11 protein-coding genes and 1 tRNA gene are annotated in these 14,148 nt (G+C 62.8%); 4 read left to right on the plus strand and 8 right to left on the minus strand.

Features of this window, described 5'->3' with window-relative positions; translation table 11 throughout:
- Nucleotides 1-161 precede the first annotated feature (161 nt).
- On the plus strand, nt 162-3,599 hold the full coding sequence (dnaE, locus tag IV098_RS09945; RefSeq protein WP_296888656.1) for a DNA polymerase III subunit alpha: 3,438 nt from the start codon (nt 162-164) through the stop codon (nt 3,597-3,599).
- A 192-nt stretch (nt 3,600-3,791) separates the two neighbouring features.
- On the opposite strand, the gene IV098_RS09950 is transcribed toward dnaE, so the two are convergent.
- The 4 genes from IV098_RS09950 to IV098_RS09965 are packed head-to-tail and all read right to left on the minus strand — an operon-like array spanning nt 3,792 to nt 7,113.
- Nucleotides 3,792-4,073: an acylphosphatase gene (locus IV098_RS09950; RefSeq protein ID WP_296888658.1), complete on the minus strand. Its 282-nt coding sequence runs from the start codon at nt 4,071-4,073 to the stop codon at nt 3,792-3,794.
- Between the two features lie 11 nt (nt 4,074-4,084).
- The gene (metG, locus tag IV098_RS09955; RefSeq protein WP_296888660.1) at nt 4,085-6,181 is read right to left on the minus strand and encodes a methionine--tRNA ligase; all 2,097 of its coding nucleotides are present in this window, start codon (nt 6,179-6,181) and stop codon (nt 4,085-4,087) included.
- A gap of 47 nt (nt 6,182-6,228) precedes the next feature.
- Nucleotides 6,229-6,837, minus strand: a complete 609-nt coding sequence (locus IV098_RS09960) for a DUF924 family protein (protein WP_296888662.1) — start codon at nt 6,835-6,837, stop codon at nt 6,229-6,231.
- A 24-nt stretch (nt 6,838-6,861) separates the two neighbouring features.
- Nucleotides 6,862-7,113 (minus strand): CDGSH iron-sulfur domain-containing protein, encoded by a 252-nt coding sequence (locus IV098_RS09965; RefSeq protein ID WP_296888665.1) that lies wholly within the window; start codon nt 7,111-7,113, stop codon nt 6,862-6,864.
- Nucleotides 7,114-7,379: 266 nt separating this feature from the next.
- Here IV098_RS09965 and IV098_RS09970 point away from each other — a divergent pair, with 266 nt between their 5' ends.
- Complete coding sequence (locus IV098_RS09970; protein WP_296888667.1) at nt 7,380-8,489, plus strand: aromatic ring-hydroxylating dioxygenase subunit alpha; 1,110 nt, start codon at nt 7,380-7,382, stop codon at nt 8,487-8,489.
- Here IV098_RS09970 and IV098_RS09975 read toward each other — a convergent pair.
- Nucleotides 8,398-8,748: a diguanylate cyclase gene (locus tag IV098_RS09975; protein WP_296888669.1), complete on the minus strand. Its 351-nt coding sequence runs from the start codon at nt 8,746-8,748 to the stop codon at nt 8,398-8,400. The genes IV098_RS09970 and IV098_RS09975 overlap by 92 nt on opposite strands.
- A 176-nt stretch (nt 8,749-8,924) precedes the next feature.
- Here IV098_RS09975 and IV098_RS09980 point away from each other — a divergent pair, with 176 nt between their 5' ends.
- Nucleotides 8,925-11,627, plus strand: coding sequence for an HAD-IC family P-type ATPase (locus IV098_RS09980; RefSeq protein WP_296888672.1), 2,703 nt, complete (start codon nt 8,925-8,927; stop codon nt 11,625-11,627).
- 11 nt (nt 11,628-11,638) lie between these two features.
- Here the strand turns inward: IV098_RS09980 and IV098_RS09985 are convergent, their stop codons facing one another.
- The 3 genes from IV098_RS09985 to IV098_RS09995 all read right to left on the minus strand — a co-directional run bounded on the left by IV098_RS09985 (nt 11,639) and on the right by IV098_RS09995 (nt 12,622).
- Complete coding sequence (locus IV098_RS09985; protein WP_296888674.1) at nt 11,639-12,136, minus strand: hypothetical protein; 498 nt, start codon at nt 12,134-12,136, stop codon at nt 11,639-11,641.
- A 121-nt stretch (nt 12,137-12,257) separates the two neighbouring features.
- Nucleotides 12,258-12,347, minus strand: a tRNA-Ser gene (locus IV098_RS09990).
- A 125-nt stretch (nt 12,348-12,472) separates the two neighbouring features.
- Nucleotides 12,473-12,622: a hypothetical protein gene (locus IV098_RS09995; RefSeq protein ID WP_296888676.1), complete on the minus strand. Its 150-nt coding sequence runs from the start codon at nt 12,620-12,622 to the stop codon at nt 12,473-12,475.
- Here IV098_RS09995 and IV098_RS10000 point away from each other — a divergent pair.
- A complete protein-coding gene (locus tag IV098_RS10000; RefSeq protein ID WP_296888678.1) occupies nt 12,621-14,132 on the plus strand; it encodes a hypothetical protein in 1,512 nt (503 codons plus the stop codon). The genes IV098_RS09995 and IV098_RS10000 overlap by 2 nt on opposite strands.
- The last annotated feature ends 16 nt before the right edge of the window (nt 14,133-14,148 follow it).

The raw sequence follows: 14,148 nt of genomic DNA on the forward strand, positions 1-14,148 counted from the left end.
CATGATCGAGATCGACACCCGCACCAACGAATTCAAGCGCCGCGCAAACTGAGCGCCGCGCGCATTCGAAAAAAGGCAGCCGCGGCTGCCTTTTTCTTTTTGTGCTGCTTGGCGGGGTGGCCCCGGCGTTAAAATACCGCCCTGCATTCTGCCGCTTTTCTATGACCGATCCGCGTTTCATCCATCTGCGCCTGCACTCCGAATACTCCGTCGCCGATGGCCTGGTGCGGGTGGACGGCGCGGTCAAGCGCGCGCGCGAGATCGCGATGCCGGCGCTGGGCCTGTCCGATCTGTCGAACACCTTCGGCTGGGTCAAGTTCTATCGCGCAGCGCGCAGCGCGGGGGTCAAACCCGTATTCGGCTGCGACGTCTGGATCAGCAATGCTGCCGATCGCAATCGGCCTTCACGGCTGCTGCTGCTGGTGCAGCACCGCGAAGGCTATCGTCGCTTGTGCGAACTGCTCTCGCGCGCGTATCAGCACAACATCCACCGCGGCCGTGCCGAGATCGACCCCGCCTGGCTGGCCGAAAGCAGTGAGGGTTTGCTGGCCTTGTCGGGCGGCGACGGCGGCAATGTGGCGCAAGCGCTGCTCGACGACAAAACCGATGCCGCACGCGCTGCCGCCGCGGCGTGGGCGAGTCTGTTTCCCGGGCGCTATTACCTGGAACTGCAACGCTTCGGCCAGCCGCACAGCGAACGCCTGATCGACGGCCTGCTGGATATTGGCGCTGCGCTCAATTTGCCGGCGGTCGCCACCCACCCGATCCAGTTCCTGTCGCCGGACGATTTCAAGGCGCACGAGGCGCGCGTGTGCATCGCCGAGGGCATGATGCTGGGCGATCCGCGGCGTCCGCGCCCGTTCACGGTCGAGCAGTATTTCAAGTCGCCGGAGGAAATGGCGGAACTGTTTGCCGACCTGCCGGAGGCCCTGCAGAACAGCGTCGAAATCGCCAAACGCTGCAATCTCACGCTGGAACTCGGCAAGAGCAAGCTGCCCGATTTTCCGACGCCGGACGGCATGAGTCTAGACGACTACATGCGGCAGCGTTCGCACGAAGGTCTGCAGGCACGTATGGCCCATCTCTATCCGGATGAAGCGGTGCGCGCCGCCAAAATGCCGGAATATGTCGAGCGGCTGGAGTTCGAGCTGGGCACCATCATCCAGATGGGCTTCCCCGGCTACTTCCTGATCGTGTCCGACTTCATCAACTGGGCCAAGCACAACGGCGTGCCGGTCGGCCCCGGGCGCGGCTCGGGCGCGGGCTCGCTGGTGGCGTACTGCCTCAGCATCACCGATCTCGATCCGCTGGCCTACGACCTGCTGTTCGAGCGCTTTCTGAATCCCGAGCGGGTATCGATGCCCGACTTCGACGTCGACTTCTGCCAGGACGGGCGCGATCGCGTCATCGACTACGTCAAGCAGCGCTACGGCGTCGAATCGGTGTCGCAGATCGCCACCTTCGGCACCATGGCGGCCAAGGCGGTGCTGCGCGACGTCGGTCGCGTGCTCGACCTGCCGTATCTGTTCGTCGATAAATTCGTCAAGCTGGTGCCCAACGAGCTGGGGATTTCGCTCGCCGAAGCGCGCGAGAAAGAACCGCAGATCGACGAGCGTGCCGCCGCCGAAGAAGAGCTCGCCGAGCTGCTGCCGCTGGCCGAAAAACTCGAAGGCATCACCCGCAACGTCGGCATGCACGCAGGCGGCGTGCTGATTGCGCCGGGCAAGCTGACCGATTTCTGCCCGCTGTACCAGGCCGAAGGCTCGGGGTCGGCGGTGTCGCAATTCGACAAGGACGACGTCGAGGCGATCGGCCTGGTCAAGTTCGACTTTCTCGGCCTGCGCACGCTGACCATCCTGGCCGAGGCGGTGCGCTTCGTGCAGCGCCACGAAGACCGCAAGGACTTCCGTCTGGAAGACCTGCCGCTGGACGACCGTGCGGTGTACAAGCTGTTCGCCGACGGCAACACCACGGCCGTGTTCCAGTCCGAATCGCGTTCGGCCAAGGATCTGGAGAAAAAGCTCAGGGGCGACTGCTTCGAGGACATCATCGCGCTGATGGCGCTGAACCGGCCGGGCCCGCTCGGCTCCGGCATGGTGGACGACTTCATCGCGCGCAAGCAGGGCAAGCAGAAGCCGGAATATTTCCATCCGGACCTCGAGCAGGTGCTGAAATCGACCTACGGCATCATCGTCTACCAGGAACAGGTGATGCTGGTGGCGCAGATCCTGGCGGGCTACAGCCTCGGTGCCGCGGACATGCTGCGGCGCGCCATGGGCAAGAAAAAGCCCGAGGAAATGGCGCAGCAGCGCACCATCTTCCTCGAAGGCGCGGCCAAGCGCGGGGCCGATACCAAGGTCGCCGAGCGGCTGTTCGACCTGATGGAAAAGTTCGCCGAGTACGGCTTCAACAAGTCGCACTCGGCTGCCTACGCGTTGATTGCGTATCACACCGCCTGGCTCAAGGCCTATTACCCCGCTGAATTCATGGCGGCGACGATGTCGTCCGAGATGTCCGACACCGACAAGGTGCGGATATTTTATGAAGACTGCCGCACCAACGGCCTGCGCATGCTGGCGCCCGATATCAACCAGTCGCTGTATCGCTTCGAGCCGGTGTCGAAAACCGACATCCGCTACGGCCTCGGCGCGATCAAGGGCAGCGGCGAGGCGGCCATCGGCGCGATCGTCGCCGAGCGCGAAGCGAATGGCCCGTTCCAGGGCCTGTTCGATTTGACGCGACGGGTGGACAAGCGCTACCTCAACCGCCGCGTGCTCGAAGCGCTGGTCAAAGCCGGCGCATTCGACACGATCAACGATCATCGCGCCAGCCTGATGGCCTCGGTCGGAGCGGCGCTCGAAACCGCCGACCGCGCGGCGAGGAGCGGCGGGCAGGTCGGCCTGTTCGGTGAAGCGCTCGAGGGTGGCGAAGACCTGGTCGATGTGCCGTACTGGAGCGATCTCGACAAGCTGATCCAGGAGAAGTCCGCGCTTGGTTATTTCTTCAGCGGCCACCCCTTCACCTCGTATCTGAGCGAGGTGTCCGGTTTTGCCAAGCGTCAGCTCAACAGCCTGGAGCCCTCGCGCGACCCGGTCATGCTGGCCGGGATCGTCGTCTCGCTGCGCGTCCAGATGACGCGGCGCGGCAAGATGCTGATCCTGCTGCTGGACGACGCGACCGCGCAGGTCGAAGTGGTGATTTTCAACGAGCTGTACGAGCAGAACCGTCATTTGCTGAAAGACGACGCGCTGCTGGTGATCGAGGGCAAGGTCAACCGCGACGAGTATTCCGGCGGGATCCGGGTCATTGCCGAAAAGATTTACGACCTGGCGGGCGCGCGCACCCGTTTTGCGCAGGGGCTGCGCCTGCTGTGCAACGGCTCGTTTCATGCCGAAGCCGGCAACGGCCGCAAGCTGGCCGCGCTGCTGGAAGCCTACAAGGCGCAGGAGGGCGGCTGCCCGGTGTGGATCGACTACCAGAACCCCCAAGCCCGCTGTCGGGTGCGGCTGGGCGAAGGATGGCGGGTGCGGCTGGATGACCGCCTGCTGGAGTCGCTCAGGGGCTGGCTCAAGCCCGAAGCGGTCAACGTGGTGTATTGAGCCGGCCTTGATTTGAACTCGGCCCGCAAATAGTTGTTGACAAGAAAAACATAATATTAGAGAATTCTAATAACGCTGATGATGCCGCAATGGCTCTCAGTGTTGTCTCCTCCAATCCTTCCTAAACGATGGATTCTCCGCCCGGCTCTTTTGAGCTGGGCATTTTTTTGCCCGCGATTTACGCCAAGGGTTTCAGTGACTGGATGGCAGGATGTCGAACGTCAGCCATTCGCCGCTGCCAGTCCCCTGATCGATATGTGTCACCTTCGCCAGCGGGGGACCGCGCCGCGCCCATTCCAGCAGTGTGTCGACGGAATCGGCGCTGCCCTGGATGATGGCTTCCACCGTGCCGTCCGCGCGGTTGCGTGCCCAGCCTTTGACGCCGAGCGAGTCCGCTTGCTGGCGCATGGATTCGCGGAAAAACACGCCCTGCACCCGACCGTGAATGACGAGATGCAGCGTGAGCGGTTTCATTGCGGGCCTTTTTACTTCACCTTCATGCCGGCTTGCGCGCCGGAATCGGGCGACAGGATGAACAGACCGGGGGCATCGCCGGAGGCGGCCAGCACCATGCCTTCGCTCATGCCGAACTTCATTTTGCGCGGGGCGAGATTGGCGACCATCACGGTGTAGCGGCCGACCAGGGTTTCCGGCGCGTAGGCCGATTTGATGCCGGCAAAGACCTGGCGTGTACCCAGATCGCCCAGATCGAGCGTCAGGCGCAACAGCTTGTCGGCACCCTCGACGTGCTCGGCGTTGGCAATGCGGGCGATGCGTAGATCAATTTTGGCGAAGTCGTCGATTGAAATCGTCGCCGTGTCAGCGGCAGCGTTTGCCCCCTCCCCCTTGAGGGGGGAGGGTTGGGGAGAGGGTGATGCGGCCTTGGCATCGCCATGTGCCTGCGCTTCGGCATGCCGTACCGGCGCAGGGGCGGGTTCGAGGTTCTGCTTGTTGGCGTCAACCATGGCTTCGATGGATTTGGGGTCGATACGGGTCATCAGGTGGCTGTACTCGTTGATGGGGTGGCGGATGAACAGGCTTTGGGAATCCTCCCAGGCCAGCGGTGCAATATTCAGGAAGGCCTCGACCTGTTCGGCCAGTTTCGGTAGCACCGGCTTGAGGTACAGGGTCAGCAGGCGGAAGCAGTTCAGCGCAACCGTGCAGACTTCATGCAGGCGATATACCGCTTCCGGTTTCTTCGCCAGTTCCCAGGGTTTCTCGTCGGCCACATACTGGTTGGCGCGGTCGGCCAGCGCCATGATCTCGCGCAATGCGCGGCCGTAGTCGCGCGCCTCGTAATGCGCGGCGATGTCGCCGGCGGCAGCCTGGAATGCGCCGATCAGTTCGATATTCGCCACGCCGTCGGCCAGTTTGCCGTCGAAATTCTTGTGGATGAAGCCGGCGGTGCGGCTGGCGATGTTGATGAACTTGCCGACCAGGTCGGAGTTCACCCGCGCGATGAAATCGTCGAGGTTGAGGTCGATGTCTTCCATCGATCCGTTGAGCTTGGCGGCGTAGTAGTAGCGCAGCCACTCGGGGTTGAGCTTCTGCGCCAGATAGCTTTCGGCAGTGATGAAGGTGCCGCGCGACTTCGACATTTTCTGGCCGTTGACGGTCAAAAAGCCGTGCGCGTACACCGCGGTCGGCAGGCGGTGGCCGGAATTCTTCAGCATCGCCGGCCAGAACAGGGCGTGGAAATACAGGATGTCCTTGCCGATGAAATGCACCAGCTCAGTCTTGGAATCGGCGCCCCACCAGGCGTTGAAGTCGAGGCCGTTGTCCGCGGCGTATTTGGCGAAGCTCGCCATGTAGCCCACCGGTGCGTCGAGCCACACATAGAAATACTTGCCCGGTGCGCCGGGGATCTCGAAGCCGAAATAGGGCGCGTCGCGGCTAATGTCCCAGTTGTTGAGGCCGGAGGCGAACCATTCCTGCATCTTGTTGGCGGCCTCGGCCTGCAGCGCGCCCGAGGTCGTCCATTCGCGCAGGAAAGCTTCGCATGCGCCAAGTTTGAAGAAGTAATGCTCGGAATCCTTGTGCACCGGCGTGGCGCCCGAGACCGCCGAAACCGGGTTCTTCAGTTCGGTAGGGCTGTAGGTCGCGCCGCAGACTTCGCAGTTGTCGCCGTACTGATCCAGCGCGCCGCACTTGGGGCATTCCCCCTTGATGAAGCGGTCCGGCAGGAACAGGTTTTTCACCGGGTCGTACAGCTGGGCGATGGTCTTGACGTCAATCAGCCCGGCGTCCTTGAGGCTCAGATAAATCTTAGAAGCCAGTGCGCGGTTTTCGTCCGAATGCGTCGAATAGTAATGGTCGAAGCCGATGTAAAAGCCCGCGAAGTCGCGCGTGTGTTCGTCCCACACCCGGCCGATCAATGTTTCCGGGGTGATGCCTTCCTTCTCCGCACGCAGCATGATCGCCGTGCCGTGGGTGTCGTCGGCGCACATGTAACGGCAGTCGTGGCCGCGCATTTTCTGGAAACGCACCCAGATGTCGGTCTGGATGTATTCGACCAAGTGACCGAGGTGAATGCTGCCGTTGGCGTAGGGCAGGGCGGAGGTGACGAGGATCTGGCGGGACATGAGAGCAGCCGGGGCACGGAAGGCCGCCATTTTAACCGCGTGAGAACTTAAAAGCGCGAGCCGGGCTGCTGCAGAAACGTGATTTCATCGGCGCTGCTGGTGCGGCCGAGCAATGCATTGCGATGCGGAAAGCGGCCGAAACGCGCGATGACTTCGCGGTGTTTGACTGCGTAATCGAGAAAGCCTTCGAACAACGGCCGCTCGGCGGCGTCAGCCCCGGCGGCCAGCTGCGCGTACAGCGCGACGGACTGGTCCTGCAACGCCAGCGATTCGGCGTGCTCCAGCGGCAGGTACGCAAACACCTGCTCGATCGGCGCGACGCGGGCGGCGTCGCCGTTTTCGATCATGGCCTGCGCGAGCACCAGCGATTGCGCGTCGTAGGCGAACGATAGTCCGTGATTGCGGTGGATGTGATGGGGAAACTGGTCGAGCACCACAATCAGCGCAAGCCGGTTGCGGGGTGTGTCGGCCCAGTGATCGAGCTGGCCTGCGCCAGCCGCGATCAACGTGCCGTCAAAGCGCTCGCTGACTTGCCGGTCGTTGTCTGCCGACTTGCCGAACCAGAGCGCACGCTGCCGGGCGGCAACTTCGGATGCCGGGCCCGGCTGGCCGAACCAGAAATCGAGTACGGCTTCCGGTGTGACGGAATGGTTCATTTCAAAACCCGCGCAGCAATCGACTTAGAAAATATCGTCGGGCAAATCGTTGTGGCTGCCGTCGCAGAAGGGCTTGTCCTTGCTGTGCTTGCAGTTGCACAACCACACCGTGGATTTTTCCTCGATGACAAAAGGCACGGGTTCGAATTCGGTGCCTTCGTGCGAACCGTCGCAAAACGGCTGGGTCATCGAGCGGCCGCACGCGCACCACCAGTATTCACCGGGTTCGAGGTCGAGTTCGGCGGGCGCGCGGTCATATACAACGGGTTCGGACATGGGGAATACCTTTTGAAAAACCGCCATTCTAGCCGTGTCGGCAAAGACAAGACCGTAGACGCTGTGGGCTCATTCGGGTGCGTCACGACGCAGGGCGGGGACGGGGCTGGCTGTGCTAAAATCCCCGCCCTTTCTGATCGGCAGGCAGTGGGGCGAACATCGCCCCATTAATTTTTGCGCCGATACTTTATTAATGGTGGCCGTCCCCGGCCACGTTTGCCGCTTCTGGTGCATACCGGAAGGGGGCTGATTTTGTAGGGTACGCCATGAGCGATCTCGCCGAATCCAGCGCCTTGTCGCTAACTTCGCCACAATTGCCAGTCTCCTGGTATTTCGACCCGGCCATCCATGCGCTGGAACTTGAGCATTTGTTCCGGCGCGGTTCCGGCTATGTCGGCCATCAGCTGATGGCGCCCGAGCCGGGCGACTATCACGCGCTGGAACTGTTCGACGGCGCGAAACTGCTGGTCAACAGCGGCGCCGGCACCGAGTTGCTGTCCAATATCTGTCGCCATCGCCAGGCCATCATGCTGGAAGGCCGCGGCAAGCTGCCGTCCGGCAATATCGTCTGCCCGATCCACCGCTGGACTTACGACAGCCAGGGCAGCCTGCTGGGCGCGCCCGAGTTTCCTGGCAATCCCTGCATGAATCTGAACCGCACCGGGCTGCAAACCTGGCAGGGCCTGCTGTTCGCCGGCGAACGCGACGTCAACGCCGATCTCGCCGGCATGCAGGCGGTGCGCGACCTCGACTTTTCCGGCTTCAGGCTCGATTCGGTGCAGGTGACGGACTACGCTTGCAACTGGAAAACCTTCATCGAGGTGTATTTGGAGGATTACCACGTCGGTCCTGCCCACCCGGGGCTCGGTCATTTCGTCACCTGCGACGATTTGAAATGGGAATACGGCGACTGGTGGTCGGTGCAGACCGTCGGCATCAACCGCGGGCTCGCCCGGGCCGGATCGCCGGTATACCAGAAGTGGCACGAGCAGGTGCTGGCGTACCAGCAGGGCAAGGTGCCGGCGCATGGTTCCATCTGGCTGACGTATTACCCCGGCCTGATGGTCGAGTGGTATCCGCATGTGCTGGTGGTGTCGTCGATCGTCCCCACCGGCATCGAGTCCTGCCGCAACATAGTCGAGTTTTATTACCCCGAGGACATTGTGCTGTTCGAGCGGGCCTTCATCGAAGCCCAGCAGGCGGCGTATCAGGAAACAGCGGTCGAAGACGACGATATCTGCAGCCGCATGCAGCGCGGCCGGCGTGCGTTGTACCAGCAGGGCATCAGCGAAACCGGGCCGTACCAGTCGCCGCTGGAAGACGGCATGATGCATTTCCATACCTTCCTGCGGCGCGAGCTCGCGCCGCATCTGTAGACGCGAATCGCGTCCGGATCAGTTCTGGCGGGCGCTGTTTGTCGGCATACATGCGCAGGTCCGCCTGTTTGATCAAGGCCTCCGGGCTGTCGCCATCATCGGGAAACAGGGCGATGCCGCTGCTGGCCAAAACCCGGATCAGCTGGCCATCCAGCTGAAAATATTCGGCCAGTTTTTGCTGGATCTTCTGCATCACGGCCTCCAGCGCATCCGTGCTTTCCACACTTTCGATCAGTACGATGAATTCGTCGAATGCCACCCGCCGAGCCGCTGCCGCTGGATGAGTTCGAGACGTTCATGCACAGGGACTTTCACTAATCCTTGCGTGCGGGCCCCCACTCTGTGAAGGTGTGGAATAGTTGCTGTTCGTTCGATCCGAGCCGTCGCAGTCTGCCCGAGATGCCTTTATTTTGAATTCCCTGTCGAGTCATCCGCATGTCCCCTGAAGCGTCCCCCTGGCATACCCGGCCGGCGGCCGAAGCCGCACACGCGCAGGGCGTTGATCCGGCGCACGGCCTGAGCGCCGTGGCGGTCGCCGAACGTTTGTCGCGCTTTGGCGAGAACCGTTTGCGCGAAGCCCGGCCGCGCCCGATGTGGCTGAAGTTTCTCGGTCAGTTCAAGAACTTTCTCGTCATCGTGCTGTTGGTCGCCGCGGTGCTGGCGTGGGCCGTGGGTGATCCGGTGGATTCCGCAGTCATTCTTGTCGTGGTCGTGTTCAATGCCGCGCTCGGGTTTTATCAGGAATACCGGGCGGAGCGGACCCTGGCGGCACTCAAGCAGATGCTGACTGCGTGCGCACGGGTGCGGCGCGCGGGTAGTGTGATGGACGTGGACGCGATCCAGCTGGTGCCGGGTGACATCGTATTGCTGGAAGCGGGCGACCGCATTCCGGCGGACGGCCGCCTGCTGGTTGCCCATGCGCTGGAAGTCAACGAAGCCGCGCTGACCGGCGAATCGCACACCGTGGGCAAGTCGACGGCGCCGCTGACGGTCGTGGACCTGCCGCTGGGCGACCGGCTCAATCTGCTCTACATGAATACCGTCGTCACGCGCGGCCGCGCCGAACTGCTGGTGACCGCGACCGGCATGGCTAGCGAAATGGGCAAGCTGGCCGGCATGATCGCCGCCGCACCGGAGGCGGAAACGCCGCTGCAAAAACAGCTCGACAGGCTGGGCAAGCATCTCGCCCTCATCGCGGGCGGCGTGGTGACGCTGATTTTCGTGCTCGACTACGTGCGCGGTCTGGCCTGGACCGAAGCGGCCTTGACCGCGGTGGCGCTGGCGGTGGCCGCCATCCCCGAAGGCCTGCCTGCCGTGGTGACGGTGACGCTCGCCATCGGCATGTGGCGAATGGCGAGGCATCGCGCCATCCTGAAAAAGCTGTCCGCGGTCGAGACCCTGGGTTCGACCACGGTGATCTGCTCCGACAAGACCGGCACCCTGACGCTCAACCAGATGACCGCGCGCGCCGGCTGGTTCGCCGGCAGCCGTTTCACGGTGAGCGGGGAGGGCTATCGGGCGGCGGGCGAAATCAGCTTGCAGCCGGATTCGCCGCTCGCTGTCGCGGGCGATGGGATTCAGGATCGGCTGCGGCCCTTGCTGTTGCCGATGACGCTGTGCACCGAATCGCGGGTGCGCGACGGCCAGCTGGTCGGCGACCCCACCGAGGGTGCCTTGTGGGTGCTGGCGCAGAAGGGCGGGCTCGATCCGGAATACGAACTGGCGGAACAACCGCGCATCGCCGAGATTCCGTTCGATTCGGCGCACAAGTTCATGGCGACGTTTCACCACGCGGGCGCGGTGGTGGAGATGTTCATCAAGGGCGCCCCCGACGTGTTGCTGGCGCGGTCCGATCATTGGCTGACTGCGGCCGGCGAAGCGGAACTGGACGCCGCCGCACGCCAGGTCATCGAATCCGAAAACGAAATCCTCGCGGGCCAGGCGCTGCGTGTTCTAGCGGTGGCGCGGCGCGTCATTCCGGCAACGGCGTTCGATCCGGCGGGCGATCTCACCGACTGGGCGCAGGGCTGGACTTTTCTGGGCCTGGCCGGCCTGATGGACCCGCCACGCGCCGAGGCCCGGCATGCCATCGCCCAGTGCCGGCACGCGGGCATCCAGGTCAAGATGATTACCGGTGACCATGCCCATACCGCTGCTGCGATCGGGCGGGAACTCGGGCTCAGGGGCGAGGTGGTGAGCGGCGCCGAACTGGATGCCATGCAAGTGGGCGAACTGGCGCGGCGCATCCATTCGATCAGCGTATTCGCCCGCGTGTCGCCGGCGCACAAGGTCAAGATCGTCGAGGCCCTGCGCGCCGGCGGCCACATCACCGCGATGACCGGCGACGGCGTGAACGATGCGCCCGCACTCAAGGCGGCCGACATCGGCGTGGCCATGGGCATCACCGGCACCGCGGTCACCCGGGAAGCGGCCACCCTGGTGCTGACCGACGACAACTTCGCCACGCTGGTGCAGGCGGTCGAGGAGGGTCGCGTGGTGTACGACAACATCGTCAAGTTCGTGCGCTTCCAGCTGTCCACCAACATCGGCGCGATGCTCACCGTGCTGGCGGCCACGCTCATGGGCATGCCCACTCCGTTCAGCGCGATTCAGCTGCTGTGGATCAACATCATCATGGACGGCCCGCCCGCAATGACGCTTGGCATCGAACCCGCTCGCCCCGGCATCATGCGCGACAAGCCGCGCAAGCCCTCGATGGGCATACTCACCGTGAAACGCATGTCGCGTCTGGTGATGTACGGCATCACCATGATGGCCGGCACACTGTTCATGTTCCAGCGCGGCCTCGCCACACAGGACGACCACTACGCGCTCACGCTCGCCTTTACCACCTTCGTACTGTTCCAGTTCTTCAATGTGTTCAACGCCCGCGCCGAGCACGGCAGCACGTTCAACGCCAACTTTTTCCGCAACCACAAGCTGTGGCTGGCGCTGGCGGGGGTGCTCGGTCTGCAGGCAGCGGTCGTGCACTGGCCCGCGGCGCAGGCGGTATTCGGCACCACCGGCCTGCAAGGGGGCGACTGGTTGCTGGCTGCGCTGGTGGCGTCCAGCGTGCTGGTGCTGGACGAGGTACGCAAGCTCTGGCTGGGAGTATGGCGGCGGATTGCCGCCCGCTGACAGGCCCTGGTTTAACGCGGCGCCTGCCAGCAGTTGTTGTTGACCTGCCAGGTCATCGAGAGTTGTTCGCTGGTGGGGTAGAGCGCGTATTTGATTCCGATGTAATCCGAGCCCTTGCGCCAGAACATCGCCAGCAGATTCTTTTCGCCGTTGGCGACCACGCTGGAATAGGGAATCACTTTCAGCGGATTGCCGTACAGGTTGGAATAGTTGGACGCGATGACCACGAACGAGCGGAAGGCCGGCTCGACTTCCTGATCGAAGGCGACCAGCTTGTCGTTGCAGAACGTGAACAGGAAGCGGCGGCCAGCCGGATTGTTGGGCAGGTCGTAGGCGAACAGACCGTCGTTGCCGACCGCCAGGGTCTTGTCGAAATTCCAGGTCTTGAGCGCCTGCTCGACGGCGTCGCGCGTCATGCCATTCTTGAATTCGCCGATCTCCCAGGCGTGAACGGGCAGGGCAAACAGCAATCCAGCAAACAGGCTGAGGGTTCGGGTCTGAAGAGTCATGGCTTTCAACGGGCAGGCAGGAAGCAGCCCCAAGCATACCGCAGGCCGTGTGGCCCTGCGTGTTCGGGTTGCTGACGGCCTGGGCAATAAAAAACGACCCGGCGGGGTCGTTTTACAAGACTGGCGGAAGCGGTGAGATTCGAACTCACGGATGGCTTGCACCATCGCCGGTTTTCAAGACCGGTGCCTTAAACCGCTCGGCCACGCTTCCGTTGCGCTCAAGCACGAAGCGCTCAAGGCAGGCGCGCATTGTAGCGGGTTCGTCCGGGTTTGTGCTGCGTGCGCGGGGAGGAATTCGGGCCGGAAAATGAACTGACGTGGTTTCAACAGCGGCTGTCAGTTTTTCGTTATCGCGTCGGCATGGGGCGGCCAGACGATTTCATAAATCCGAATTAAACCAACAGCTTGAAAACAATCTCCGACGCCGGTGCGGTGGCATAAATGGTGCTGCTTGTTGAGCATCCAACCCAAGCCGATAACCGACATGAATGAACTCTTTGAAATGCTTGGCAACATCGCCCGCCGCCGCAAAGTGGAAACGGGATCGCCTTTCGCGAGCTTGAAAGCCACCGAGAAATGGCTGAAAGTGCTACCGGCCGATTCGGATTACGACGCGCACCATGCGCTGGTGGAAGGGATGGAGCGTTTCAATGCCGAAAACGAAGTAGCCACGCTGGGGCGGATGCAGGCATTGCTGAAACTGGAGTCGGTCGGGCTGCCGCTGCAGCATCGCATCGTCGATCAGTACGTGCGCAATCAGGCGACCTTCCGTCTCGCGCGCCAGGCGCTGTGGCGCGAGACCTGGGTGTTCTGGTCGCTGCAGGCGGATGCCTGGCTGGGAATGCTGAAGCAGGCTTATCGCGGCCCGCACAGCGCGGACCTCAAACCGCATGTGGCCGAGATGGCGGTGCGCGCCTTGCGTTACGCCGCGCTGGTGATGCGCTGGGACTACCATCAGGCGCGCAATCCGGCAGCGTCCGGCTGGTGCCGCCTGCACAAGATTTACCGTCTGGTCGAGCGCGACGGGCTGGAGCGCAAAGAGGTGATGTTCAATTCACGCGCCACCCATTGCGCACGCGAATACACGCTGCCGATGCTGATGGGTCTGGTGCAGCCGGTGGGCTATCGCGCCCAGGAAATCGAATCCATCGCACAGATTTTCGAGGGCTATACGCCTTTGCCGCTGCCGGAAAAAGTGCCTTATATCGATGTGCATACCCACATGGTGGATTTGTCGCAGGACGAAAGTGCTTTTGTGGTGGAGAAGGGAATGGGGCAGGGACGCCGCCTGCGTTACTTCGCTTTCCGTCCCTTGATCGACTACCTGAAAAAACTGGATGCCAGTCCGGATGCCGAGTCCGACCAGTTCTTTACGCGGCAGATCGCCAGCCTGATCGAGCGCGGCGGCATCCGTCGCAATCGCCAGCGTACCCATCGCTTTGGACGGGTATGGGTGGCATCCGGCATGCCCAACATTCTGGCGGCGCTGCTGGGGCCGGGCGCAGTGAAACACAGCCCGGTGCTCGAGCCTTGGATGCTGCGCGATGAAAGTACGGATGGCCTGGGCTTCGCCTTGCCGGAGGAGCAAGTGCTGCCGCATGGCCGTCTGGTGGCGGTGAGCTGGGACCCGGCTGAAAACGTCTGGCAGTTGCTGGCCACGCGCTGGAATCGCGAAGAAGACGGCCAGAATCTGGTGGGCACGCAGCGCCTGTCGCGGCATCCCAAACGGGTAGAGATTTATTCCGAATCCCAGACAGCCCAGTCCGAGCAGGAAAAAGTGTGGGCGGTGTATTTGCCGATGACCCACACCGAACAGAGCACGAGCAATCTGCTGATTCCGCAGAGCCACTACAAACTGGGCGCGTCGCTGATGCTGCGCGAGGACGATGTGGTGTATCGCCTGCGTCTGGGCGAAGTGCAGGAAAGCCATGAGGAATGGCTGCGGGTCAGCATGGATGTGGTGGGGCGGGAGCAGGAACTCGCTGTCGCAGCCTGAGTCCCTTCGCCTCCGC

Source organism: Thiobacillus sp. (genome assembly GCF_018780105.1).
GTDB lineage: Bacteria > Pseudomonadota > Gammaproteobacteria > Burkholderiales > Thiobacillaceae > Thiobacillus.